Genomic DNA, 22,088 nt, shown 5'->3' on the forward strand with positions numbered 1-22,088 from the left:
ATAGGAGAGGGGGAGAGGGGAAAACGGTTACAACAGGCGATCGAGCATGCCGCCCTGCAGGAGCAGGCGGCGGGCGACGATCACCCGCATGATCTCGTTGGTGCCTTCCAGTATCTGGTGCACGCGGGCGTCGCGTACCCAGCGTTCCAGCGGATAGTCATTCAGATAGCCGTAGCCACCATGCAGTTGCAGCGCCTCGTTGCACACGTCGAAGCACTGGTCGGTGGCGAAGCGCTTGGCCATGGCGCAGTAGAGGCTGGCCTCGCCGTGGCCGTGGTCGAGCTTGTGCGCAGCCAGGCGTACCATCTGCCGGCTGGCGGTGAGGGCGGTGAGCATGTCGGCCAGCTTGAATTGCAGGGCCTGGAACTCGCTGAGCGCCTTGCCGAACTGTTTGCGTTCTTCTACGTAGCGCAGGCTCTGCTGCAGCGCTGCCTGGGCCGCGCCGAGCGAGCAGCTGGCGATATTCAGGCGGCCACCATCGAGGCCCTTCATGGCGTAGACGAAGCCTTCGCCTTCCGGGCCAATGCGTTGGCTGGCAGGGATGCGCACACCTTCGAACGTGATGGTGCGGGTCGGCTGCGCCTTCCAACCCATCTTGTCCTCGTTGCGTCCGTAACGTACGCCGGGCGCATCGGCAGGTACCAGGAAGCAGGAAATACCCTTGGCACCATCCTCGCCGGTGCGCGCCATGACGATCAGTACCTGCGTGCTTCCCGCACCGGAGATAAAGCACTTGCTGCCGTCGATCACGTAGTCGTTGCCGTCGCGCCGGGCACGGGTGCGCAAGTGGGCGGCATCGGAACCGGCGTCCGGTTCGGTGAGGCAGTAGGAGGCCAGCGACTGGCCGTTGATCAGCCCCGGCAACCAGGCATCCTTCAGCGCCTGGTCGGCGAAGCTGGCGAGCATCCAGGTGGCCATGTTGTGGATGGTCAGGTAGGCGGTGGTGGCCACGCAGCCGGCCGCCAGTTGTTCGAAAATCAGTGAGCTGGACAGCCTGGACAAGCCCAGGCCGCTATCCTCTTCGCGCAGATACAGGGCCAGGTAGCCCTGTTCGGCAGCGCGGCGAATCACCTCGACGGGGAAGTGCTGCTCGCGATCCCACTCGGCGGCGTGGGGCGTCAGCTCCCGCGCGGCGAAGGCGCGGGCGCTGTCGGTCAGGAGACGTTGTTCATCACTGAGTTCGAAGTCCATGGCATCTCATTGCAAGGTCAGGGGTTGGCCGCCAGCGCGGCGCTCGGCCTGCCACTCGGCGAGGCTGGGCAGCGCGCTGCTGGCATCGAGGCGGTCGACGATTTCGAAGTAGTCCTGCTTGAGCGGGTCCTTGAGTACCTCGTCGCGCGGCTTGACCTTTACCGCGTAGACCGTCTGCAGGTTCTGGTGGTCGAAGGCACGCCATTGCTGTTCGTCTTTGAGCAAGGTGTAGCGGTGGCCTTCCAGTGCCTTGATCAGCGCTTCGCTGTCGAGGCTCTTGGCTCGCGTAGCGGCGTCGGCCCACTGTTGAACGATGCTGTAGGCCGAGGCGGCGGAGCTGGATGGGTACATCTCGTAGCGGGTCTTGAAGGCTTCGACGAAGGCTTGGCCACGCGCGGATTTTTCCAGCGCCGGCACGCGCCAGGTCCAGGGCTCGGTGCCGATCACGCCTGCCATCAGGTTGGGACCGGCCTGTTCGACCATGCTCTGGGTCAGGTTCGGCGCGACGATCTGCATGCGTTCTGTCAGGCCAAGATCCTTGGCGACGCGCATGGCACGCACCAGATCCTCGCCGAACAGCACCAGGGCGAGGATCTCGGCATTGCTGGCGGCGGCCTGGGTCAGCGCGTCCTGGTAGTCGGCCAGGCGCGCACCCGGGAAGGGGATGCGTACGCTGGCGTGCTGGGCGGCATTGTCGGTGGCAGTGGCCTGGCGCAGCGACGCCTCGCTGGTGTGGCCCCAGGTGTAGTCGGCGGTGACATAGAAGTAGCGCTTGTTCGGCAGGGTCTTGCTCAGGTATTGGCCGAGTACCTTGGCGCTCATCCAGGCGTTGTTGCACTCGCGAAACATGTAGCGATGGCCATCCTTGCCGGTGGTGTCGTTGGAGTAGGTGAGGGTGCCGAAGTACAGCAGACCATGTTGTCTGGCACGCTTGCCGGCGGCGATGGCGACCGCGCTGGAGGAACCGCCGAAGAGCATCGCCGCGCCCTCGGCGGCCAGCTTGTCGACGTTCTTCTCGGCCTTGGCCGGACGCGAGGCAGTGTCCTTGCTGGACAGGCGCAAGGGCCGTCCCAGCACACCGCCAGCGGCGTTGATTTCATCGATGGCCAGCAGGGCTCCACGCATCTGCGCCAATCCCTCCTCCTTGTATGGTCCGGTGCGCGGATAGTTGAGGCCGAGGGTGATCGGCTCGGCAGCCTGCGCACAGGCGGTAAGTGCGGCCCACAGGGCCAGCGTGGCGGACAGTTGGCGCATTGCAGTTCTCCTTGTTTTTGTTCTGCAGAGACCTGTTTTACGCCGCTCGTCCAGTTCGAGTGATCGTCTATTAGTCTAAGAAACGCTCACCCAGTTCTCATTTCAACTGAATAGTCATGTTCGGGCCATCGCCGAGCGGCGTGTCGTCGAACCAGCGGCTGGTTACCGTTTTGGTCTCGGTATAGAAACGCACCGCCTGCTTGCCGTAGGCGTGCAGGTCGCCGTAGAACGAGCCCTTCCAGCCGGTGAAGGAAAAGAACGGCAGCGGCACCGGAATCGGTACGTTGATGCCCACCTGGCCGACTTCAATCGCATGCTGGAAATGCCGCGCAGCGCCGCCGGAGCGGGTGAACAGGCTGGTGCCGTTGCCGTAAGGGCTGGCGTTGACCAGTGCGATGGCCTCTTCCAGGGTGTCGACCTGCATGCACACCAGCACCGGGCCGAAGATCTCCTCGCGGTACAGGCCCATCTTCGTCGTCACGCCACGGAACAGCGTCGGCCCGACCCAGTTGCCATTCGGATACCCCTCCACCGTGCACTGCGAACCGTCGAGCAGGCACTCGGCGCCTTCTGCCTTGCCCTGTTCGATCAGGCGCAGCACGCGCTGGCGTGCCTGCGGGCTGATCAGCGGGCCGTAGGCGGCGCCGCTGTCCTGCCAGTGGCCAGGACGCAGTGCGGCCATCTGCGTTGCCAGCTCATCGATCCACTGTTTCGATTCGCCGACGAACACTGCCACGCTGATCGCCATGCAGCGCTGCCCGGCCGCGCCACAGCTGGCGCCGAGCAGGTTGCTGAGCACCTGATCCTTCGGTGCGTCAGGCATGATCACCATATGGTTCTTGGCCCCGGCGAAGGCCTGCACGCGTTTCAAATGCTGGGTGCCGGTGCGATAGACGTGCTGGCCCACCGTCACCGAACCGACGAAGGACACCGCGCGCACCGCCGGGTGCACCAGCAGCGCATCGACCTGCTCGCGGCCGCCATGCAGCACCTGCAGTACGCCGGCTGGTGCGCCGGCCTCGAGGAACAGTTCAGCCAGACGATTGGGCGTCATCGGGTCCTGTTCCGAGGGTTTGAGAATGAAGGTATTGCCACAGGCGATGGCCAGCGGAAACATCCACAACGGAATCATCGCCGGGAAGTTGAACGGGGTGATGCCGACGCACACGCCCAGTGGCTGGATCCAGCTGGCGGTGTCGATCTCGCGGGCGACGTTTTCCACCGTCTCGCCCATCATCAGGCTGGCGATATTGGCGGCGTGTTCGGCCACTTCGATGCCGCGCCAGACGTCGCCCTTGGCATCGGCGAAGGTCTTGCCGGTTTCCGCCGCGAGAATCTCCGCCAGCTCGTCGTGGTGTTCCTTGAGCAGGTGCTGGTAGCGCAGCATCAGGCGGGCGCGCTCCGATACCGGCACCTCGCGCCAGGCGAGGAAGGCTTTCTGCGCACTGGCCACTGCGGCCTCGATTTCCTCGGCAGTGGCTTTGGGGGCTAGGGCGATCACTTCCTGGGTGGCCGGGTCGGTGACTTCGATCAGCTCACGAGCCTGGCTGGTTTGCCATTGGCCGTCGATCAGTTGCGGTAGCGTGCGGGGCATGGTCGCCTCCTGTTGTTCTTGTATGGGCTCTTTATAGCCATTCGATGTCCGCTTGTGGATTGACGATCTTGGTCTTGGGATGGACGATCTTGTCATTCGATCAGAATGCAAAGGAGTGATGCAGTGGGGATGCGGGTGGAAACCTCCAATTGGCCGTTGCCCGTCGGTGGGCAGCGCTTCATCACCCCGCCGCGCCTGCGCCGTTTGCTGGCACGCCATCCTTTGAGCACCGGGTGCTATCCCTTGGCCATCGGCTTCTACCCGGAAGCGGCCGGGCACCAGATGCGACGCCTGCAACCTGACGATCATCTGCTGATCTATTGCCGCTCAGGAAGTGGTTGGCTGGAAGTAGCGAATGGACGATTCGAGGTTGCCGCTGGCGATCTGCTGCTGCTGCCCAAGGATGCGCCGCATGCCTATGGCGCTGACCTGCATAACCCTTGGACGATCTACTGGGTGCACTTCGACGGCAGCCTCAGCGAGGACTTCCTGCGTCTGCTGGGCGCGCAGACGCTGCGGCGTATCGGCGTGCAGCCCAGGTTGATCGGCGATTTCGAGGCGTTGCTGGGTTTACAGCGCCAGGGCCTCAACATCTTGCCCTTCATCCATGCCGCGCACCGTTTGCAGGCGATGATCAGCTCATTGGCGGTGCTGCCGGCGCGGGTCAACCTCAAGTCCGGCCGCGTACTGGATATCGAGGCGGTGCAGGCGGTGATGCGCGCACACCTGCACGGCAGCCTCAACCTCGATGAGCTGGCCGCACAGTTCAAGCTGTCGCGCTTTCACTTCGCCAAGACCTACCGCGCGCTGACCGGCCATGCGCCGATCCAGGATTTCATCCAGTTGAAGATGGCCCTGGCCTGCCGCCTGCTCGACCGCGGGGATGCCGAAGTGCGTCAGGTCGCCGAGCAGCTTGGCTACGACGACCCCTATTACTTCTCACGGCTGTTTCGCAAGGTGGTGGGCATGGCGCCCAGTCATTACCGGGCGCTGCATCAGGGCTAGCAGGCTGTTGAAAAACTACCTGCGTTGCCATTGTTGCGTTAAAAACAGCCTCGTGCGCGAGTCCGAGCTAGGCGCCCCCATCAAAATGCTCATTTACAACACGTAAAGTCGGACGCGACGCCGGTCGTTTTTCGGCTGTTTTTGCGGGGCCGCCATCGGTATTGCACTGGCTGCCTCGCCTACGTTTTTCAACGGCCTGCTAGTGGCGCGCCCGTTACACCCGCGCGATGGTCGCCAGGCCGGTGGCCACCAGCTTTTCCTGGCCATCCTTCAGGGCAAATACATCGGCTCGGCAGACTGCCTGGCGCTGCCCGGCCTTGAGCACTTCGGCTCGGCACAGCAGGCGTTCGCCAAGCGCCGGTGCGAGCAGGTTGAGCTTGTATTCGCTGGTGACCACGTCACCGACCATCGATGCTGCTGCCCAGGCGCAGCCGCTGTCGACCATGAAGCCGACCACCGCGCCATGCATGTAGCCATGGTGCTGGCACAGGTCGGGACGGCTGCGCACCTGCAGGCTGACCCGGCCCGGCGCGAAGTCGAGCAGTTCGGCGCCGAGCAGCTGGGCAAAGGTGGAGTGGGCGAGCGCCTGTTCCAGGCGTTCACGGCTGATACCGTTCGAGTCGCTCATATGACCTCCTGCATGGTGCGGTGCAGAAGAGTCTCAACCTGCTCCAGAGGGCGGACAAGCTGCATCCATGTGCCTGATGAGGCTGCATAGCAGGTGCTTCAGGCGAGCAGACGCTTCCACAATTGCAGTTCGCCCGCCAGCTCCTGCCTCAGTTCGTCAAGCGGCTGCTCCAGGCCCAGTTTTGCCTGCGCCGGTAGCGGTCCCTGCAGCGTCTGGCTCGTCTGCAGGGCACTGGCGAGCAGGACCAGATCCGCCAGGTCGGCTGCGCCGTCATGCTCGCGCTGCCATTGACCAAAAAGGCGTGTGGATTCGATCACTGCCGAGGGCAGTTGCCAGCGCGTCAGGATCAGGGCGCCGAGATCACCGGACAGCTGATCGCATAGCTCGTGCAGCGTATCGCTCTCGCGCGGCACGTTCGGCCAGTGCTCCAGCTCGGAAAGTAGCGGCAGGCTGCCGATGTCCTGTAGCAAGCCGCCGAGCATGGCGTCGTCCAGTGACATGCCCGTGCGCTGAGCCAGTACCGCGCAGTGGGCGGCGCGTTCCCTGGCACTGCGCCAACGAGTGCGAAATGCCTGCTGCAGCGCAGGTTCGGAGCTGGTGAACAGGTTTTGCAGGCTGAAGCCCAGCACCAGGTCCGCCAGTTGGCGGGTACCAAGGCGGCCGAGCAGTTCGCGTAGCGAGCTACAGGAGCGCTCCCCGCGCAGCAGAGGTGTATTGGAGAACTGCATCAGGTACGCGGCCAGCGGCGGGTCGCCAGTGATCACGCGGGTCAGTTGTTCCAGCGAGGTGCGTGGGTCGTCCAACAGCTTTCTGATGCGGACGGCGGCTTCAGGCATTTGCGGAATCCTGGCTTCGCCCTTCAGGAAACGGTTGAGCAACGCCATGCGTAGGGTATCGGTAGAGGGAGACATCGGCTTGGCATCATCGATTGATACGGTTCCCGAAAGGCTAGCAAAGCATCCTTCGCCCTGCCGGCAAGCTCTTCCTTGACTTGCCTTGCTGCCTTCTCTAGCGTGCCTTCACTCGTTTTGTACCCGCAGGAAAACCGCATGACCGACGACCGCATCAAGCTCGAAGCCAGCTGGAAACACGCGCTGCGTGAGGAGTTTGACAAGCCTTACATGAGCGAGCTGCGTGCGTTTCTGCAGGCGGAGAAGGCGGCCGGCAAGGAAATCTATCCGCCGGGGCCGCTGATCTTCAATGCGCTAAACTCCACGCCGCTGGATCAGGTCAAGGTGGTGATCATCGGTCAGGACCCTTACCACGGTCCGGGCCAGGCGCATGGCCTGTGCTTCTCGGTGCAGCCGGGGGTGCAGACGCCGCCGTCGCTGGTGAACATCTACAAGGAGCTCAAGCGCGACCTGAACATCGACATTCCAGCCCATGGCTACCTGCAGAGTTGGGCCGACCAGGGCGTGCTGCTGCTCAACACCTCGCTGACCGTCGAGCGCGCCAATGCCGGCTCGCATGCCGGCAAGGGCTGGCAGTTCTTCACTGATCGGGTGATCGAGGTCGTCAGTGAACATCAGCCCAAGCTGGTGTTCCTGCTCTGGGGCGCCCATGCGCAGAGCAAGCAGCGCCTGATCGACCCGACCAAGCACCTGGTGCTGCGTTCGCCGCATCCGTCGCCGCTGTCGGCGCATCGTGGCTTCATCGGCAATGGTCATTTCAGTCGCTGCAACCAGTTCCTCAGCCAGAACGGCATGACGCCCATCGACTGGCGCTTGCCGGCGCTATAGCGAGATCGCGTCGTAGGGTGCGCCGTGCGCACCGGCTCATCTGGTGCGTACGGCCTGGGTAGCCCCACGACTGAGTCTATCGGCTGCCGTTGTTTCAACGACTGACTACTGACTCGCCCCCCTGGCACTGCTGCGCAGCCAGGTCGGCATGAAGGCTTTCCAGGTGCTTGTCGGCTCGCTCCATCTGGCGTGAGTCTGCCTGCTCGACCAGATCGACGATCATCTCGGCCATGGCCTGACGGTTGCTTTCATAGCTGGCCTGATAGGCGCTGGTATAGAAGCGCTCGCGTTGTTGCAGCAGGGCGGTCATGCGCGCAGTGAAGTCATCGCCACGGCGTACTTCCAATGCCTCACGCAGAGCCTGTTGCCAGACCATGCGGTTTTCCAGCCAGATCTTGTTCTGTTCGCCCAGGCCCTGCGCCCAGCTCTGCACCCGCTCGCGCTGCCCGGCGTTCAGCGTGCCAAACCAGGGCTGCAGGCGCTCTTCCATGCGCTCGGCGCGCCGACTGACCTGTTCCTGCACGGGCGGCTCGAGAAACTCTTCACGCAGCTTGGCGTTCTGCTCGTCCATTGCCGCCAATAGCTGATCGACCTGACGCGGGCTTAGACCGCGCAGCAGTTCGATGGCGCTGGGTGTGATCTCCACGGCGATGCGCTGCATGGCTTGCTCGAAGTCGGCCAACTGGCTGGCCATCAGCTCGCTGTCACGGCTGCTCAGCGCCTGCTGACTGCGTTGCAGCCAGTCGAGATAGCGCGGCAGCTCGACGCTGCAGTGCCAGGCCAGATGCTCCTGCAGTTGGGGTTTGAGCCAGGCGCTCTGCTCGCTGGTCAGCGCCACGTAGTCGCCCAGCTTCCACGGGATCAGCCAATCGAGGTTGCGATAGGCCAGGCCGACACGGCTGCAGGCGCTCAGCAGCAGGGTGATGGCCAGTAGCAGGAGTAGAGGCTTGCGCATGAGCGGGACTCGCGAGAGTAGAGCTGTTGAGACTAATACTCGTCGAGGCTGACGCAAGAGGGCGGAAATATTCGCTTAAGAGTTCGCCATCAGGCCATGATCGCCGGCAAGCCGGCTCCTACAGGAGGCGGTGGTCTTACTGTTTGTAGGAGCCCGCTTGCGGGCGATCCAATGTGGACCGTTGCACTCCCGCAGATAAAAAGAAACCGCCCCTTAGGGCGGTTCCGATGTCGCAGGGTGCGCTTAGCCTCCGAGGTAGGCGTCGCGTACCTTGGGGTCGTTGAGCAGCTCTTCACCGCTGCCGCGCATGACAATGTGGCCGTTCTCCAGCACGTAGCCGCGATCAGCCAGCTTCAGCGCCTGGTTGGCGTTCTGCTCGACCAGGAACACGGTCACGCCGTCTTTGCGCAGTTGCTCGATGATGTCGAAGATCTGCTGGATGATGATCGGCGCCAGACCCAGCGACGGCTCGTCGAGCAGCAGCAGGTTGGGCTTGCTCATCAAGGCACGACCGATGGCGAGCATCTGCTGCTCGCCGCCGCTCATGGTGCCGGCACGCTGGGCGAAGCGCTCCTTCAGGCGCGGGAACAGGTGCAGGACCTTGTCCAGTTGCTCCTGATTGTCCGCCTTGCCCCCGAAGAAGCCGCCCATGGCCAGGTTTTCCTCGACGGTCAGGCGGGCGAACACGCGACGGCCTTCCGGCACGATGGCGATGCTCTTGCGCATGATCTCCGGGGTATCCATGCCCACCAGCTCTTCACCCAAGTAGCGGATGCTGCCGCTGGTGGCGCGCGGGTTGCCGCACAGGGTCATGAGCAGGGTCGACTTGCCGGCACCGTTGGCGCCGATCAGGGTGACGATCTCGCCTTTCTGCACTTCGATGCTGACGTCGTGCAGGGCCTGGATCTTGCCGTAGAAGGTTGAGACGTTGTTGAAGCTCAGCATGGATTACGCCTCCCCCAGATAGGCTTTGATCACGTCCGGGTTGTTGCGGATGTCGTCCGGCGTGCCGTCGGCCAGGGGAGTGCCCTGGTTGATCACGTAGATGTGGTCGGAAATGCTCATCACCAGCTTCATGTCGTGCTCGATCAGCAGCACGGTGACATTGTGTTCGTCACGCAGCACGCTGATCAGGGCTTTCAGGTCTTCGGTTTCACGCGGGTTGAGACCGGCGGCCGGCTCGTCGAGCATAAGGATGCTCGGGCGCGTCATCATGCAGCGGGCGATTTCCAGGCGACGCTGCTGACCATAGGCCAGGGTACCGGCGCTACGGTTGGCGAAGTCCACCAGGTCGACCTGTTCCAGCCAGTGGGCGGCGTAGTCCATGGCCTCGCGCTCGCTGCGGCGGAACGCCGAGGTCTTGAACAGACCCGCCAGGTAGCTGGTGTTGAGATGGCGATGCTGGGCGATCAGCAGGTTTTCCACCGCCGTCATATCCTTGAACAGACGCACGTTCTGGAAGGTCCGTACCACGCCCTTGCGGGCGATCTTGTGGCCGGGCAGGCCTTCGATCGCCTCGCCGTTCAGGCGGATGCTGCCGGAGCTCGGCTGATAGAAACCGGTCAGGCAGTTGAAGACGGTGGTCTTGCCGGCGCCGTTCGGGCCGATCATCGAGACCACCTGCTTTTCCTTGACGTTCAGGCCCACCCCGTTGACGGCCAGCAGGCCGCCGAAACGCATGGACAGGCCGCTTACTTCGAGAATCGTGCGGCTCATCGCTTCAGCTCCAGGTGGGGACGTTGCATCGGCAGCAACCCTTGCGGGCGCCAGATCATCATGAAGATCATGACCAGGCCGAAGATCAGCATGCGGTACTCGCTCAGCTCACGCATCTCCTGCAGCATCACCATGACGATGGCGGCGAGGATAACGCCCAGCTGCGAGCCCATGCCGCCGAGTACGACGATGGCGAGGATCATCGCTGACTCGATGAAGGTGAACGACTCCGGCGTCACCAGACCCTGACGAGCAGCGAAGAAGCTGCCGGCGAAACCGGCCAGGCTGGCACCGATGGTGAAGGCCGAGAGCTTGATCACGGTCGGGTTCAGGCCCAGCGCACGGCAGGCGATCTCGTCTTCACGCAGCGCTTCCCAGGCACGGCCAATCGGCATGCGCAGTAGGCGGTTGACCAGGAACAGGGTCAGCAGCACCAGCAGTAAAGCGATCAGGTAGAGGAAGATCACCTTGTACTGCGAGTTGTAGGCGATTTCGAAGTAGCCGTGGAAGGTCGGCATGTCGGCCGGCACGCGGCGCTCGAAGGACAGACCGAACAGGGTCGGCTTGTTCTCGTTGGCGATACTCAGGCCGTTCGGGCCACCGGTCAGTTCGGTGAGGTTACGCAGCAGAATGCGGATGATCTCGCCGAAGCCCAGGGTCACGATGGCCAGGTAGTCACCGCGCAGGCGCAGCACCGGGAAACCCAGCAGGAAGCCGAACAGCGCCGCCATCATCCCGGCGATCGGCAGGCACATCCAGAAACTCAGGCCGAAGTAGTGCGAGAGGATCGCATAGCTGTAGGCGCCGACTGCGTAGAAGCCGACGTAACCCAGGTCGAGCAGACCGGCCAGACCCACGACGATGTTCAGGCCGAGGCCGAGCATCACGTAGATCAGGATCAGCGTGGCGATATCCACCGAACCGCGGCTGGCGAAGAACGGCCACACCAGCGCCACCATGACCATTGCCAGAATGATCCAGCGCTGGGTGGAGGGCAGGGTGAGGAAGTTGCCAATCTGACCGGAGCCACTGGGCAGCTTGGGCAGTTTGGCCCAGGTCGGAGTCAGCCGGTCACGCAGCAATTGCCAGAGGAAGACCAGCGTAGCAGCGCCGCCGATGCACCAGAGTTCGAAGGCGGTGGCGCCTTCCACGCGTAGGCTGATGCCGACGGTGGAGAGTTTCAGGCCCAGTACCGGGTAGGAGATGATCAGCACCAGCAGGGCGCTGAAAATCGCGGATTTGATGTTCCGGCTCATACCTTTTCCACCTCCGGGCGGCCAAGGATGCCGGTTGGACGGAACAGCAGCACCAGTACCAGCAGGCTGAACGCCACCACGTCCTTGTATTGATCACCGAAGATATCGGCGCCGAAGGCTTCGGCAACGCCCAGCAGCAGGCCGCCGAGTACCGCGCCAGGGATGCTGCCGATGCCGCCCAGTACCGCAGCGGTGAAGGCCTTGATGCCGGCGAGGAAGCCCAGGTGCGGGTTGATCACGCCGTAGTTCATGCCCAGCAGTACTGAGGCGATGGCGGCCAGCGCAGCACCGATGACGAAGGTCAGGGCGATGATGTTGTTGGTGTTGATACCGAGCAGGTTGGCCATCTTCAGGTCTTCGGCGCAGGCGCGGCAGGCACGGCCCAGGCGCGAACGGGAGATGAACAGGGTCAGACCGATCATGGTGACGAAGGTGACGATAAAGATCAGCACCTGCATGTAGGACACCACCACGCCGTTGGCGGCGCTTTCACCGAAGACGAAATTGCCGGGCAGCAGGCTGGGAATGGCCTTGTCCTTGGAGTCCTGTGAGAGCAACACCGCGTTCTGCAAGAAGATCGACATACCGATCGCGGAGATCAGCGGGATCAGACGGTTGCCGCCGCGCAGGGGGCGGTAGGCCACCCGTTCGATGCTGTAGCCGTAGGCGCTGGTGACGATCATGGTGGCCGCGAAGGCCGCGATCATCACGAAGGGCACGGCTTCCAGGCCGAACATGGCGAGGCCGGCGATAACGGTGAAGGCTACGTACGAGCCAATCATGTAAACCTCGCCATGGGCGAAGTTGATCATGCCGATGATGCCGTAGACCATGGTGTAGCCGATGGCGATCAGGGCATAGGTACTGCCAATGGTCAGGCCATTGATCAGCTGTTGTAGGTAGTGATAAAGATCAGGCATTGCCTAACTCCTGGGCGCTTGCGTAAAGCGGCGCTTGTGGCGCAGCGCGAGGCCGGAATTCTTCTAATAAACAAAGCCCACTGCTCGCGCAGTGGGCTTTGGCTCAGACAGGAAGCTTACTTAGCTTCGGACTTGGTGCCGTCCTGGTGCCACTCGTACACCACGAAGCTGAAGTCCTTCAGGTCACCCTTCTCGTCGAAGCCCAGGGCGCCGGTGGGGGTGTCGAAGCTGTTGGCGCGCAGGGCAGCCGCTACCTTGGCGGTATCGGTATCGCCGGCTTTCTCGATGCCTTCGGCGATGACCTGAACGGCAGCGTAGGCCGGGAACACGAACGGACCGCTCGGGTCTTCGTTCTTGGCCTTGAAGGCCTCGACCAGCGCCTGGTTCTTCGGATCCTGGTCGAAGGACTTCGGCAGGGTCACCAGCAGGCCTTCGGAAGCCGGGCCGGCGATGGCCGAGATTTCCTTGTTACCCACGCCTTCCGGGCCCATGAACTTGACGTTCAGGCCGCGCTCTTTGGTCTGGCGCAGCAGCAGGCCCAGCTCCGGGTGGTAGCCGCCGTAGTAGACGAAGTCGACGCCAGCTTGGTTGAGCTTGGCGATCAGCGCGGAGAAGTCCTTGTCGCCGGCGTTGATGCCTTCGAACAGGGAAACCTTAACGCCTTTGCCTTCCAGGGTCTGCTTGACCGCGGTGGCGATGCCTTCGCCGTACTGCTGCTTGTCATGAATGACGGCGACGTTCTTCGGCTTGACGTGGTCAGCGATAAAGTTACCGGCGGTCGGGCCTTGCAGGCTGTCCAGACCGATGGTGCGGAAGACCAGCTCATAGCCACGAGCAGTGATGTCCGGGCTGGTGGAAGCCGCGGTGATCATCAGGATGCCTTCGTCTTCGTAGATGTCGGAAGCCGGCTGAGTGGAGCTGGAGCACAGGTGGCCAACCACGAACTTGACGCCGTCGTTGACGATCTTGTTGGCAACGGCAACGGCTTGTTTCGGATCGCACGCGTCGTCGTAGACCACGCCTTCGAGCTGGGCGCCGTTGACGCCGCCGGCCTTGTTGATCTGTTCGATGGCCATCTTGGCGCCGATGAATTGCATCTCGCCGTACTGAGCAACGGCACCGGTCACCGGACCGGCCAGACCGATCTTGATGTTGTCGGCCGCCATCGAATAGCTGGCCGCCCCCGCCAGTGCCATTGCCGCGAACAGCTTGGAAATCTGCTTAGTAGCCTTGTTCATGAGTGCTCCACTCTTGTGTTTTTCGTTGTTGTAGTTCTTGCGGCCGAAGCTGCAGAACCGGGTCTGTTACCCCGGTAATGCCTCCGGCAACTGTACCGGAACAGTGTAGAGCGCGGATTTGCGCCTTGAAAAGCCGGCAGCTGGAGGCGAAACGTGGGGTTGTCGCTAAATTGCAAGGAATGTATAGAAAAACGGCGTGGCCTGGGTCGGCTGGCGAGCGTCGCGCGGTTGCCAGGGCAGTTGCCGACGCTATCATTGCGCGCCTGCATTCAAAGCCATCGACACGGGACACACCATGACGGATCAATCTAGCACCCTCTATGCCAAGCTGCTCGGTGAGACAGCGCCGATTCGTTGGCAGGAACTGCAGCCGTTCTTCGCTCGCGGTGCGCTACTCTGGGTCGAGGGTAGTCAGGATCTGGTGGCGGTCGCGCAGGCTGTGGCCGAGAACGATCAGGCTCGAGTCGCGCAATGGATGATCCAAGGCCTGCTGTGCAAGCTCGAAGATTCACGTGCCGAAGATCTGCTCTCGCGTGACCCGCAGTTGTGGGCAGTCGTGGTCGCCCCCTGGGTGCTGGTACAGGAAAGGGCAGGGGATTCGACCCTGCACTGAAATGGCGCGCTGCAGGGCTGTGAGCAGCGAGCTAGACTCTTCGCACGCTCCCGTGAGGGAGGTTCTCGCAGCGCCACGGTAAAGGAGTGAGCCCCATGTTCGAACCTGGTCACCTGCATCGCAGCAATCCGCCTGGCCTGGGCGGGCAACCCGGTTACAGCATCGATTTCTACTATGAGGTGCGCGAGGATTCGCAAGAAGGGCCCATGCTGCATGGGCGTCTGGTGGGCGAGATCGACGGCAAGGCCTTCGAGGAAGCCTTTGAGATGCATCGTGATACTGCGTTCAATTTCGCCAGCGTGATCTCCCGCCTGGTGGCCAAGCATGGCCTGCCGCCCAACCATAGCCCGATCATGCGGGCGCATGCCGAATACGATGCGATCTTCGAGGACATTCGCGCCAGGCTGCACGCCAAGCCGGGTGAAGCGGTGGACCTCGATCACCTGGAGCGCGACGGTCTGACGTGACCCCCTGGCTGTTCGAGGACGAAAAAAAACCGGATTCCAGGATCCGGTTTTTCATTCTCGGTCGTGCGTCAGGCCGCGACGAAACCTGCAGGGTAGGCCAGCGAGGCTTGGCTGCTCTGCACTTCGGCGATGGTTTCGCGGACGACCTGCTTGGCCAGGCAAGCGCACTTGCCGCACTGGCTGGCGATGCCGAGCGTGCCGCGCACTTCACGGTAGCTGCAGCAGCCCTCGTAGACCGCATCGCGGATTTGAGTATCGGTGACACCTTCACAGAGGCAGACGTACATAAGCAAGGCTCGTCTTGGTGGTTCTGTTCGATGGATCGGATACTAATGTTAATGAGAATGCTTGTCAAAGATCGATTGCGAATGCTCGCAGTGTCTGACGAACGGTTCAGCTTTCGGCGGGGGCGGTTAGAAAAGGTCTTTGCGTTTTCGCGGGGAGGATACGTTTGACACCGGACTGGCAAGTTTGTGTGTTCTGCATGCAGCGCTATTTATCTCTGGGCCAAGATCATTAGCGTGTCGATCTTTCGTCTTGGTTTCGCCCCTCACGGGCGAGTCACTTTCTCTTGCTTGCCCAAGAGAAAGTAACCAAAGAGAAGGGCACCCCACCATCCGGGCTAGGCGCCCCGCCCTGCTGCGCCGGGGTTCCCTCGCTCCATCACCACTCCCGGGGCCCGCCACGAAGGGCCATTCCCTGGCCCATCGTGGCTCTTGCGACATCCATGTCGCTCAACCCCTTACGTGGCGATTCCACTCGGCCTCCTGAAGGGGATTTGAGCGTCGTCTGTGAGATCGCAGTTGAAGAGCAAAGGCAAAGGCCAGACACCGCCAATTTCAATTCCGCAAAGATTATGCAAGCTCGCGCCCCGGCCCCCGGAGCAGCATCGGGGCGTGGGGAGTTTCGCGCAGCAAAACCCGGAGGCAGGGTAATGCCGATCAGATCAGGTTGCCAAAGCAGCCCTTTGTAGGAGCCCCGCCTCGGGGCGAAGCTTTTCAATTGCGCATCGACTTAGTTCGCGGCGGGGCGCCACTCCTACCCATTCGCAGCATCGACGCTTAACTGACTGGAATTAAAATGCCGGGTGCCCTTCTTTGGCACACCTTTCTTGGGCAAGCAAAGAGACGCAGCGCAGCGGAGTAACAGCCGCAGGCTGGCCCGAAGGGCGAGCGCAGCGAATCAAGGTGTGGCGCCCGTAAGGGGCGCAACCCAAACGCTCAGTGGACTCGGTAATGGATAGTGCTAAGCCCGTGAGCAATACGCACACAAACTTGCCAGTCCGGTGCCAATCTGTACTTGTCCCAAAATTATGCGAAGAGCCTAAAAAACCGGCGGACGCCGGTTTTTTCATGGGGTTCGATCGCCGCGCAGAGGCTCACTGATCGAACTCGTCCCAACCACCCATTTCCTTCCAGCGATTGACGATGCCGCAGAACAGTTCGGCGGTCTTCTCGGTGTCGTAGCGTGCCGAGTGTGCTTCCTTGCCGTCGAACTCGATACCGGCAGTCTGGCAGGCCTTGGCCAGTACGGTCTGGCCGTAGGCGAGGCCGGCGAGGGTAGCGGTGTCGAAGCTGGAGAAAGGGTGGAAGGGGTTGCGCTTGATGCCGCAACGGGCCACCGCCGCATTGAGGAAGCCCAGGTCGAAACTACTGTTATGACCGACCAGGATCGCGCGCTTGCAGCCAGCTGATTTGATCGACTTGCGCAGGCCCTTGAAGATTTCGCCCAGGGCATGTTCTTCGCTCACTGCCATGCGCAGCGGGTGGTCGAGCTTGATGCCGGTGAATTCCAGCGCGGCTTGTTCGATGTTGGCGCCTGCGAAGGGTTCGATGCGGAAGAAGTGGGTGTGATCCGGATACAGAAAGCCGCTCTCGTCCATGGCGATGGTGGTCGCGGCGATTTCCAGCAGGGCATCGGTGGCGCAGTTGAAGCCGCCGGTCTCCACATCCACCACAACCGGCAGATAACCGCGAAAGCGCGCCGCCATGGGCGTGCGCGGGCCGGACGGCAGGCTGGGTTCGAGTTCGTCGTCGTAGTTGTCTTCGCTCACGCCTGAGCCTCCAGCAATTTCCAGCGCAGGGTTTCGCCGGCGCGCAGCGGCACCACGCTGTTGTCGCCCAGCGGCAGGGTGGCCGGTACGGTCCACTCCTCGCGCACCAGGGTGATGCTGTCGCTGTTACGTGGCATGCCGTAGAAGTCCGGGCCGTGGAAGCTGGCGAAGGCTTCCAGCTTGCCCAGGGCGCCGCGCTGCTCGAAAGCCTCGGCGTACAGTTCGATGGCCGCATAGGCGGTGTAGCAGCCGGCGCAGCCGCAGGCGGCTTCCTTGGCGTGCTTGACGTGCGGCGCCGAGTCGGTGCCGAGGAAGAATTTGGCGTTGCCGCTGGTGGCGGCGTCGAGCAGGGCTTCCTGGTGCACGTTGCGCTTGAGGATCGGCAGGCAATAGAAGTGCGGGCGAATGCCGCCAACCAGCATGTGATTGCGGTTGTACAGCAGGTGATGCGCGGTGATGGTGGCGCCGACGTTGGCCGAGGCGGCCTCGACGAACTGCACCGCGTCACGGGTGGTGATGTGCTCGAACACCACTTTCAGTGTGGGGAAGCGCTCGACCACGCGGGTGAGGTGCTCGTCGATGAAGGCTTTTTCGCGGTCGAACACGTCGATCTCGGCGCGGGTCACTTCGCCATGCACCAGCAGCAGCATGCCGACTTCGGCCATGGCTTCCAGCGCCGGGAAGATCTTGTCGATGCTGGTCACGCCCGAGTCGGAGTTGGTGGTAGCGCCGGCCGGGTAGAGCTTGGCGGCATGCACGAAGCCACTGGCCTTGGCTGCACGCACGTCCTCGGGGCTGGTGTTGTCGGTGAGATAGAGCACCATCAGCGGCTCGAAGCGGCTGCCGGCCGGGCGTGCAGCGAGAATGCGCTGGCGATAGGCGTCGGCTTCGGCGGCGTTGCGTACCGGCGGAACCAGGTTGGGCATGATGATGGCGCGGCCGAAAGTGCGCGCGGCATCGCCGACGGTGTGTGGCAGCACCGCGCCATCGCGCAGGTGAATGTGCCAGTCATCGGGACGCAGGAGAGTCAGGCGGTCGGACATGGAGGCTTCCAGGCGGGTAAAACGTGGCCGCATGTTAACTGAAAAGCGCCTGTTCGCGCTCGCGCCGACGCGACAATCGCACGTCGGGGGTCAAGTTTCCGTGCGCCTGACCGATACCCCTTGGGAATGCCGTGAACCGCCGTGGAGTCGACCGTGCGTGCGCCCAATTTCCTTCTGATCAGCCTGCTGGCTGGCATGCCCTTGTGCCTGCCAGCGCACGCCATCAGCTTCCAGACCCGGCTGGAGAAGGTGGAGTGGACCGTCGAGGGCGATCAGTTCGAGTGCCGCCTGAGTCAGCCGATCAGCAACTTTGGCAGCGGCGAGTTCGTGCGCCGCGCGGGAGAGCAGGTCACCTTCCGCCTCAAGGCCCGTGAGCGCTGGATGGGCGCGGGGTCGGCGACCCTCTTGGCGGCGGCCGCGCCTTGGCAGCCAGGGCGCGGCGACATCAATCTGGGTGTGGTCAGCGTCGGCAATGGCGAGGTGCCGTTCAACAGCTCGCAGGAGCAGGGTTCGCGGCTGCTCACCGGTCTGCTCGAAGGGCGCAGCCCGCTGGTGCGTCATCGCACCCTCAACGGTGGCGACAATCTGGAAGTACGTTTGCTGCCGGTGAAGTTTCACAAGGCTTATGACGATTACCAGGCCTGTATCGCCAAGTTGCTACCGGTCAATTTCGATCAGATTCGCCAGGCGCAGATCGGTTTTCCCGGTGGCGGCATCGATCTCGATCCGATGGCCAAGGCCAAGCTCGACATCATCCTCGACTTCGTCAAGGCCGACCCGAGTATCAACAGCTTCCAGATCGACGGTCACGCCGACAACAGCGGCAATCGTCTGACCAATCGCGACCTGTCACGCCGTCGTGCGCTGGCCGTGCAGGAATATCTGGTGGCCGGTGGCGTGCCGGTCGAGCAGATCACCATGCGCTTTCATGGCGAGCGTTACCCGCTGGTGCCAAACAACAACGAAGCCAATCGCGCCAAGAACCGTCGCGCGACCCTGCGCCTGGATCGCGTACCCGCGCCGGAAGTCCCGGTACAGAGCGAACCGCAGATCGCTCCACCGAGCACCCCGGTCGATCCGGTCGGAAGCACCCCTTCCTGAGCAAAAACGCTGATTCTCGCCGTCGCTTCGTCGTCACAAGCTGTCGCGCCCCTGTAAATTGGCCCGCAGGGCCAGTAGAATCACCGGTTTTACCGTACAACCCGTGGAGTGATGGCATGGCGGACGTCAAAAAGGTAGTTCTGGCCTATTCCGGTGGCCTGGACACCTCGGTGATCCTCAAGTGGCTGCAAGATACCTATAACTGTGAAGTGGTGACCTTCACCGCCGACCTCGGTCAGGGCGAAGAGGTCGAGCCGGCCCGCGCCAAGGCTCAGGCGATGGGCGTCAAGGAAATCTACATCGACGACCTGCGCGAAGAGTTCGTCCGCGATTTCGTCTACCCGATGTTCCGTGCCAATACCGTCTACGAAGGCGAGTACCTGCTGGGTACTTCCATCGCCCGCCCGCTGATCGCCAAGCGCCTGATCGAAATCGCCAACGAGACCGGCGCCGACGCCATCTCCCACGGTGCTACCGGCAAGGGCAACGACCAGGTGCGTTTCGAGCTGGGCGCCTATGCGCTGAAGCCGGGTGTGAAAGTCATCGCCCCGTGGCGCGAGTGGGACCTGCTGTCGCGCGAGAAGTTGATGGACTACGCCGAGAAGCACGCCATCCCGATCGAGCGCCACGGCAAGAAGAAGTCGCCGTACTCCATGGATGCCAACCTGCTGCACATCTCCTATGAAGGTGGCGTGCTGGAAGACACCTGGACCGAGCACGAAGAAGACATGTGGCGTTGGACCAAGTCGCCGGAAGCGGCGCCGGACACCCCGACCTACATCGAGCTGACCTACAAGGCCGGTGACATCGTTGCCATCGACGGCAAGGAACTGAGCCCGGCCACCGTGTTGGCTGAGCTGAACCGCATCGGCGGCGAAAACGGCATCGGCCGTCTGGACATCGTCGAGAACCGTTTCGTCGGCATGAAGTCCCGTGGCTGCTACGAGACCCCCGGCGGCACCATCATGCTCAAGGCCCACCGCGCCATCGAGTCGATCACCCTCGACCGCGAAGTGGCGCACCTGAAAGACGAGCTGATGCCGAAGTACGCCAGCCTGATCTACAACGGTTTCTGGTGGAGCCCGGAGCGTCTGATGCTGCAGCAGATGATCGACGCTTCCCAGGCCAACGTGAACGGTGTGGTACGCCTGAAGCTGTACAAGGGCAACGTCATCGTCACCGGCCGCAAGTCCGACGACTCGCTGTTCGACGCGAATATCGCGACCTTCGAGGAAGATGGCGGCGCCTACAACCAGCAGGACGCGGCGGGCTTCATCAAGCTCAACGCTCTGCGTATGCGCATCGCTGCCGGCAAGGGCCGCAAGCTGGTCTAACAGGCTGTTGAAAAACTACCTGCGTTGGCAATACTGCGTTAAAAACGGCCTCAAAATGCTCATTTACAACTCGTAAACTGCGCTTTTTCGGCCGTTTTTGCTTTGTCTTGCCTGCCTCGCCTACGTTTTTCAACGGCCTGCTAAGCTGAAATTCTTGCCTCACAAGAACCCCGGCCAAGTGCCGGGGTTCTGCTTTCCAGAAGAGGAAAACCTGATGAGACTGCTGCATACCATGCTGCGTGTCGGCGACCTGGACCAATCCATCGCCTTCTACACCGAAGTGCTGGGCATGACCTTGCTACGGCGCAAGGACTACCCGGACGGACAGTTCACCCTGGCGTTCGTCGGTTATGGCGACGAAGCGCACAACAGTGTGATCGAGCTGACCCACAACTGGGGTGTGGACAGCTACGAACTGGGCACCGGCTACGGCCATATCGCTCTGGAAGTCGAGGACGTCTACAGGGCCTGCGAGGACATTCGCAGTCGCGGCGGCAAGATCACCCGCGAGCCGGGTCCGATGAAGCATGGCAGCAGCATCCTGGCCTTCGTCGAGGATCCGGACGGTTACAAGGTCGAGTTGCTGTCGCCCAAGCGAAGCGATTGACAGCTGGAAATCTTTGTAAGTAAATGCTTACAGAGATAGTGGCTATTCGCTGATCGGCGAGGTGCTCCATGATGGCTGATCCCAAGGCCTTGCGCCTTATTCGTGTGGTTCAGGAGCTGTCGATGGCGAAGGACGTGGACCGTGTGGCGGAGATTGTCCGCAGTGCGGCCCGCGAGCTGACCGGTGCCGACGGCGCCACCTTCGTCCTGCGCGATGGGCAGCAATGCTTCTATCGCGACGAGGACGCCATCTCGCCCCTGTGGAAGGGCCAGCGTTTCCCCCTGAGCACGTGCATCAGTGGGTGGGCTATGCTCAATCGTCGCGCCACGGTGATTGCCGATATCTACGCCGACTCGCGCATTCCCCATGAGCTGTATCGAGCTACCTTCGTCAAAAGTCTGGTCATGGTGCCTATCCGCACCCTGGAGCCGATCGGCGCCATCGGCACCTATTGGGCGGAGTCTTATCAGGCCTGCGACGAGCAGATTCAGCTGCTGCAGGCCTTGGCCGACTCCACCTCGGTGGCCTTGGAGAATGTCCAGGTCTATGCCGAGTTGGAGCAGCGCGTAGAAGAGCGCACGGCGCAACTGGCCGAGGCCAATCGGCGCTTGCAGGACGAGGTGCGCGAACGCCAGCTGGCCGAGCAGGCGGTGCGCCAGCTATCGCTGACCGATGAGCTGACCGGGTTGTACAACCGTCGTGGTTTTCACCTCCTGGCCGAACGCGAACTGCGTGCGGCGCAACGGCGCAAGGGCCGTTGCCTGTTGCTGTACGCCGATCTCGATGATCTCAAACCGGTCAATGATCGCTTCGGCCATGGTGCCGGGGATCGTTTGCTCAGGGCGGCGGCCGAAGTGCTCAAGACCCAGTTCCGTACCACCGACGTGATCGCTCGCCTGGGCGGCGATGAGTTCGTCGTGCTGGCCAGTGACTACAGCGACAGTGAAGAGGTGCTGCAGCGTCTGGAGCAGGCCTTGCATGGCGCAGAGGGCGGAGCCGGTCAGAGACTATCGATGAGCATGGGGATCAGCGAATCATCGCTGAATCCCGATGAGGGACTCGATAATCTGTTGGTGCAAGCCGATGCGGCGATGTACGCCAACAAGTGCGCGCGCCGCGCATTGCGCGCTGTCGGCTGATACAAAAAAGCCCCGCATGCAGGCGGGGCTTCTTGTTGCGGGCGATCAGATATCGAAATCGTATTCGGCCAGCTGTTTGTGCAGGCGACGCTCTTCGAGGAAGTTGTCGATGATGCGGCGCTTGGTCAGATTGGTCTTGGCGACTTCTACCGCAGGCTCGGCATCGTCCGATTCTTCCGCGACAAAGTCTTCGTCCAGCTCGAGATCTTCTTTGTCAGTGCTCATCTATTCCACT

The 22,088-nt window shown here is 62.4% G+C and carries 23 protein-coding genes; 8 read left to right on the forward strand and 15 right to left on the reverse strand.

Features of this window, described 5'->3' with window-relative positions; translation table 11 throughout:
* Window positions 1-27 precede the first annotated feature (27 nt).
* The 3 genes from BLS08_RS14930 to BLS08_RS14940 form a co-directional block, all read right to left on the reverse strand.
* The gene (locus tag BLS08_RS14930) at window positions 28-1,191 is read right to left on the reverse strand and encodes an acyl-CoA dehydrogenase family protein (protein ID WP_017677856.1); all 1,164 of its coding nucleotides are present in this window, start codon (window positions 1,189-1,191) and stop codon (window positions 28-30) included.
* Window positions 1,192-1,197: 6 nt separating this feature from the next.
* Complete coding sequence (locus tag BLS08_RS14935; RefSeq protein ID WP_017677855.1) at window positions 1,198-2,445, reverse strand: ABC transporter substrate-binding protein; 1,248 nt, start codon at window positions 2,443-2,445, stop codon at window positions 1,198-1,200.
* Between the two features lie 97 nt (window positions 2,446-2,542).
* Window positions 2,543-4,039: a CoA-acylating methylmalonate-semialdehyde dehydrogenase gene (locus tag BLS08_RS14940; RefSeq protein ID WP_017677854.1), complete on the reverse strand. Its 1,497-nt coding sequence runs from the start codon at window positions 4,037-4,039 to the stop codon at window positions 2,543-2,545.
* A 129-nt stretch (window positions 4,040-4,168) separates the two neighbouring features.
* Between BLS08_RS14940 and BLS08_RS14945 the strand changes: the two genes are divergently transcribed.
* Window positions 4,169-5,044 (forward strand): AraC family transcriptional regulator, encoded by an 876-nt coding sequence (locus BLS08_RS14945; RefSeq protein WP_017677853.1) that lies wholly within the window; start codon window positions 4,169-4,171, stop codon window positions 5,042-5,044.
* Window positions 5,045-5,258: 214 nt separating this feature from the next.
* On the opposite strand, the gene BLS08_RS14950 is transcribed toward BLS08_RS14945, so the two are convergent.
* On the reverse strand, window positions 5,259-5,672 hold the full coding sequence (locus tag BLS08_RS14950; protein ID WP_017677852.1) for a PaaI family thioesterase: 414 nt from the start codon (window positions 5,670-5,672) through the stop codon (window positions 5,259-5,261).
* Between the two features lie 98 nt (window positions 5,673-5,770).
* Window positions 5,771-6,583, reverse strand: coding sequence for an HDOD domain-containing protein (locus tag BLS08_RS14955; RefSeq protein WP_026088658.1), 813 nt, complete (start codon window positions 6,581-6,583; stop codon window positions 5,771-5,773).
* 138 nt (window positions 6,584-6,721) lie between these two features.
* Between BLS08_RS14955 and ung the strand changes: the two genes are divergently transcribed.
* A complete protein-coding gene (ung, locus tag BLS08_RS14960; RefSeq protein ID WP_017677850.1) occupies window positions 6,722-7,411 on the forward strand; it encodes a uracil-DNA glycosylase in 690 nt (229 codons plus the stop codon).
* A gap of 94 nt (window positions 7,412-7,505) precedes the next feature.
* Here the strand turns inward: ung and BLS08_RS14965 are convergent, their stop codons facing one another.
* The 6 genes from BLS08_RS14965 to BLS08_RS14990 form a co-directional block, all read right to left on the reverse strand.
* On the reverse strand, window positions 7,506-8,366 hold the full coding sequence (locus tag BLS08_RS14965; protein WP_017677849.1) for a DUF6279 family lipoprotein: 861 nt from the start codon (window positions 8,364-8,366) through the stop codon (window positions 7,506-7,508).
* Window positions 8,367-8,609: 243 nt separating this feature from the next.
* The gene (locus BLS08_RS14970; RefSeq protein WP_017677848.1) at window positions 8,610-9,311 is read right to left on the reverse strand and encodes an ABC transporter ATP-binding protein; all 702 of its coding nucleotides are present in this window, start codon (window positions 9,309-9,311) and stop codon (window positions 8,610-8,612) included.
* Window positions 9,312-9,314: 3 nt separating this feature from the next.
* The gene (livG, locus tag BLS08_RS14975) at window positions 9,315-10,082 is read right to left on the reverse strand and encodes a high-affinity branched-chain amino acid ABC transporter ATP-binding protein LivG (RefSeq protein ID WP_017677847.1); all 768 of its coding nucleotides are present in this window, start codon (window positions 10,080-10,082) and stop codon (window positions 9,315-9,317) included.
* Complete coding sequence (locus tag BLS08_RS14980; protein ID WP_017677846.1) at window positions 10,079-11,338, reverse strand: high-affinity branched-chain amino acid ABC transporter permease LivM; 1,260 nt, start codon at window positions 11,336-11,338, stop codon at window positions 10,079-10,081. The genes livG and BLS08_RS14980 overlap by 4 nt, the downstream gene beginning before the upstream one ends.
* Window positions 11,335-12,258: a high-affinity branched-chain amino acid ABC transporter permease LivH gene (gene livH, locus BLS08_RS14985; RefSeq protein WP_004423699.1), complete on the reverse strand. Its 924-nt coding sequence runs from the start codon at window positions 12,256-12,258 to the stop codon at window positions 11,335-11,337. The genes BLS08_RS14980 and livH overlap by 4 nt, the downstream gene beginning before the upstream one ends.
* Before the next feature lie 116 nt (window positions 12,259-12,374).
* A complete protein-coding gene (locus BLS08_RS14990; RefSeq protein ID WP_017677845.1) occupies window positions 12,375-13,496 on the reverse strand; it encodes a branched-chain amino acid ABC transporter substrate-binding protein in 1,122 nt (373 codons plus the stop codon).
* A gap of 295 nt (window positions 13,497-13,791) precedes the next feature.
* Between BLS08_RS14990 and BLS08_RS14995 the strand changes: the two genes are divergently transcribed.
* Entirely contained in the window at window positions 13,792-14,109 is a 318-nt protein-coding gene (locus tag BLS08_RS14995; protein WP_017677844.1) for a DUF2288 domain-containing protein, read from the forward strand.
* Window positions 14,110-14,204: 95 nt separating this feature from the next.
* Entirely contained in the window at window positions 14,205-14,576 is a 372-nt protein-coding gene (locus tag BLS08_RS15000; protein ID WP_017677843.1) for a DUF5064 family protein, read from the forward strand.
* A 68-nt stretch (window positions 14,577-14,644) separates the two neighbouring features.
* Here BLS08_RS15000 and BLS08_RS15005 read toward each other — a convergent pair whose 3' ends face one another.
* From BLS08_RS15005 to pyrC, 3 genes are all read right to left on the reverse strand, one after another.
* Window positions 14,645-14,863: a bacterioferritin-associated ferredoxin gene (locus tag BLS08_RS15005; protein WP_004423711.1), complete on the reverse strand. Its 219-nt coding sequence runs from the start codon at window positions 14,861-14,863 to the stop codon at window positions 14,645-14,647.
* A gap of 1,091 nt (window positions 14,864-15,954) precedes the next feature.
* Window positions 15,955-16,629, reverse strand: a complete 675-nt coding sequence (gene rnt, locus BLS08_RS15010; protein ID WP_004423716.1) for a ribonuclease T — start codon at window positions 16,627-16,629, stop codon at window positions 15,955-15,957.
* Window positions 16,626-17,672 carry a dihydroorotase gene (gene pyrC / locus BLS08_RS15015; RefSeq protein WP_017677842.1) on the reverse strand — a complete coding sequence of 349 codons (1,047 nt, stop codon included), beginning with the start codon at window positions 17,670-17,672 and terminating at the stop codon, window positions 16,626-16,628. Before pyrC ends, rnt begins: the two co-directional genes overlap by 4 nt.
* Before the next feature lie 153 nt (window positions 17,673-17,825).
* On the opposite strand from pyrC, the gene BLS08_RS15020 reads away from it, so the two are divergent.
* The 4 genes from BLS08_RS15020 to BLS08_RS15040 all read left to right on the forward strand — a co-directional run bounded on the left by BLS08_RS15020 (window position 17,826) and on the right by BLS08_RS15040 (window position 21,853).
* On the forward strand, window positions 17,826-18,773 hold the full coding sequence (locus BLS08_RS15020; RefSeq protein WP_017677841.1) for a flagellar protein MotY: 948 nt from the start codon (window positions 17,826-17,828) through the stop codon (window positions 18,771-18,773).
* A gap of 116 nt (window positions 18,774-18,889) precedes the next feature.
* On the forward strand, window positions 18,890-20,107 hold the full coding sequence (locus tag BLS08_RS15025) for an argininosuccinate synthase (protein ID WP_017677840.1): 1,218 nt from the start codon (window positions 18,890-18,892) through the stop codon (window positions 20,105-20,107).
* A gap of 214 nt (window positions 20,108-20,321) precedes the next feature.
* Complete coding sequence (gene gloA, locus BLS08_RS15035) at window positions 20,322-20,714, forward strand: lactoylglutathione lyase (RefSeq protein ID WP_017677839.1); 393 nt, start codon at window positions 20,322-20,324, stop codon at window positions 20,712-20,714.
* 71 nt (window positions 20,715-20,785) lie between these two features.
* Window positions 20,786-21,853 carry a GGDEF domain-containing protein gene (locus BLS08_RS15040; RefSeq protein ID WP_236699117.1) on the forward strand — a complete coding sequence of 356 codons (1,068 nt, stop codon included), beginning with the start codon at window positions 20,786-20,788 and terminating at the stop codon, window positions 21,851-21,853.
* A 45-nt stretch (window positions 21,854-21,898) separates the two neighbouring features.
* Here the strand turns inward: BLS08_RS15040 and BLS08_RS15045 are convergent, their stop codons facing one another.
* A complete protein-coding gene (locus tag BLS08_RS15045) occupies window positions 21,899-22,078 on the reverse strand; it encodes a PA3496 family putative envelope integrity protein (RefSeq protein ID WP_017677837.1) in 180 nt (59 codons plus the stop codon).
* Window positions 22,079-22,088: the final 10 nt, after the last annotated feature.

The sequence above is a fragment of the Ectopseudomonas chengduensis genome (assembly GCF_900102635.1).
In the GTDB taxonomy this organism is placed as follows: domain Bacteria; phylum Pseudomonadota; class Gammaproteobacteria; order Pseudomonadales; family Pseudomonadaceae; genus Aquipseudomonas; species Aquipseudomonas chengduensis.

Excerpts from the sequence above, each read along its gene's own strand:
- BLS08_RS14930 (WP_017677856.1), bottom strand. The coding sequence starts at position 1,191 with ATGGACTTCGAACTCAGTGATGAACAACGTCTCCTGACCGACAGCGCC.
- BLS08_RS14935 (WP_017677855.1), bottom strand. The coding sequence starts at position 2,445 with ATGCGCCAACTGTCCGCCACGCTGGCCCTGTGGGCCGCACTTACCGCC.
- BLS08_RS14940 (WP_017677854.1), bottom strand. The coding sequence starts at position 4,039 with ATGCCCCGCACGCTACCGCAACTGATCGACGGCCAATGGCAAACCAGC.
- BLS08_RS14945 (WP_017677853.1), top strand. The coding sequence starts at position 4,169 with ATGCGGGTGGAAACCTCCAATTGGCCGTTGCCCGTCGGTGGGCAGCGC.
- BLS08_RS14950 (WP_017677852.1), bottom strand. The coding sequence starts at position 5,672 with ATGAGCGACTCGAACGGTATCAGCCGTGAACGCCTGGAACAGGCGCTC.
- BLS08_RS14955 (WP_026088658.1), bottom strand. The coding sequence starts at position 6,583 with ATGTCTCCCTCTACCGATACCCTACGCATGGCGTTGCTCAACCGTTTC.
- ung (WP_017677850.1), top strand. The coding sequence starts at position 6,722 with ATGACCGACGACCGCATCAAGCTCGAAGCCAGCTGGAAACACGCGCTG.
- BLS08_RS14965 (WP_017677849.1), bottom strand. The coding sequence starts at position 8,366 with ATGCGCAAGCCTCTACTCCTGCTACTGGCCATCACCCTGCTGCTGAGC.
- BLS08_RS14970 (WP_017677848.1), bottom strand. The coding sequence starts at position 9,311 with ATGCTGAGCTTCAACAACGTCTCAACCTTCTACGGCAAGATCCAGGCC.
- livG (WP_017677847.1), bottom strand. The coding sequence starts at position 10,082 with ATGAGCCGCACGATTCTCGAAGTAAGCGGCCTGTCCATGCGTTTCGGC.
- BLS08_RS14980 (WP_017677846.1), bottom strand. The coding sequence starts at position 11,338 with ATGAGCCGGAACATCAAATCCGCGATTTTCAGCGCCCTGCTGGTGCTG.
- livH (WP_004423699.1), bottom strand. The coding sequence starts at position 12,258 with ATGCCTGATCTTTATCACTACCTACAACAGCTGATCAATGGCCTGACC.
- BLS08_RS14990 (WP_017677845.1), bottom strand. The coding sequence starts at position 13,496 with ATGAACAAGGCTACTAAGCAGATTTCCAAGCTGTTCGCGGCAATGGCA.
- BLS08_RS14995 (WP_017677844.1), top strand. The coding sequence starts at position 13,792 with ATGACGGATCAATCTAGCACCCTCTATGCCAAGCTGCTCGGTGAGACA.
- BLS08_RS15000 (WP_017677843.1), top strand. The coding sequence starts at position 14,205 with ATGTTCGAACCTGGTCACCTGCATCGCAGCAATCCGCCTGGCCTGGGC.
- BLS08_RS15005 (WP_004423711.1), bottom strand. The coding sequence starts at position 14,863 with ATGTACGTCTGCCTCTGTGAAGGTGTCACCGATACTCAAATCCGCGAT.
- pyrC (WP_017677842.1), bottom strand. The coding sequence starts at position 17,672 with ATGTCCGACCGCCTGACTCTCCTGCGTCCCGATGACTGGCACATTCAC.
- BLS08_RS15025 (WP_017677840.1), top strand. The coding sequence starts at position 18,890 with ATGGCGGACGTCAAAAAGGTAGTTCTGGCCTATTCCGGTGGCCTGGAC.
- gloA (WP_017677839.1), top strand. The coding sequence starts at position 20,322 with ATGAGACTGCTGCATACCATGCTGCGTGTCGGCGACCTGGACCAATCC.
- BLS08_RS15040 (WP_236699117.1), top strand. The coding sequence starts at position 20,786 with ATGGCTGATCCCAAGGCCTTGCGCCTTATTCGTGTGGTTCAGGAGCTG.
- BLS08_RS15045 (WP_017677837.1), bottom strand. The coding sequence starts at position 22,078 with ATGAGCACTGACAAAGAAGATCTCGAGCTGGACGAAGACTTTGTCGCG.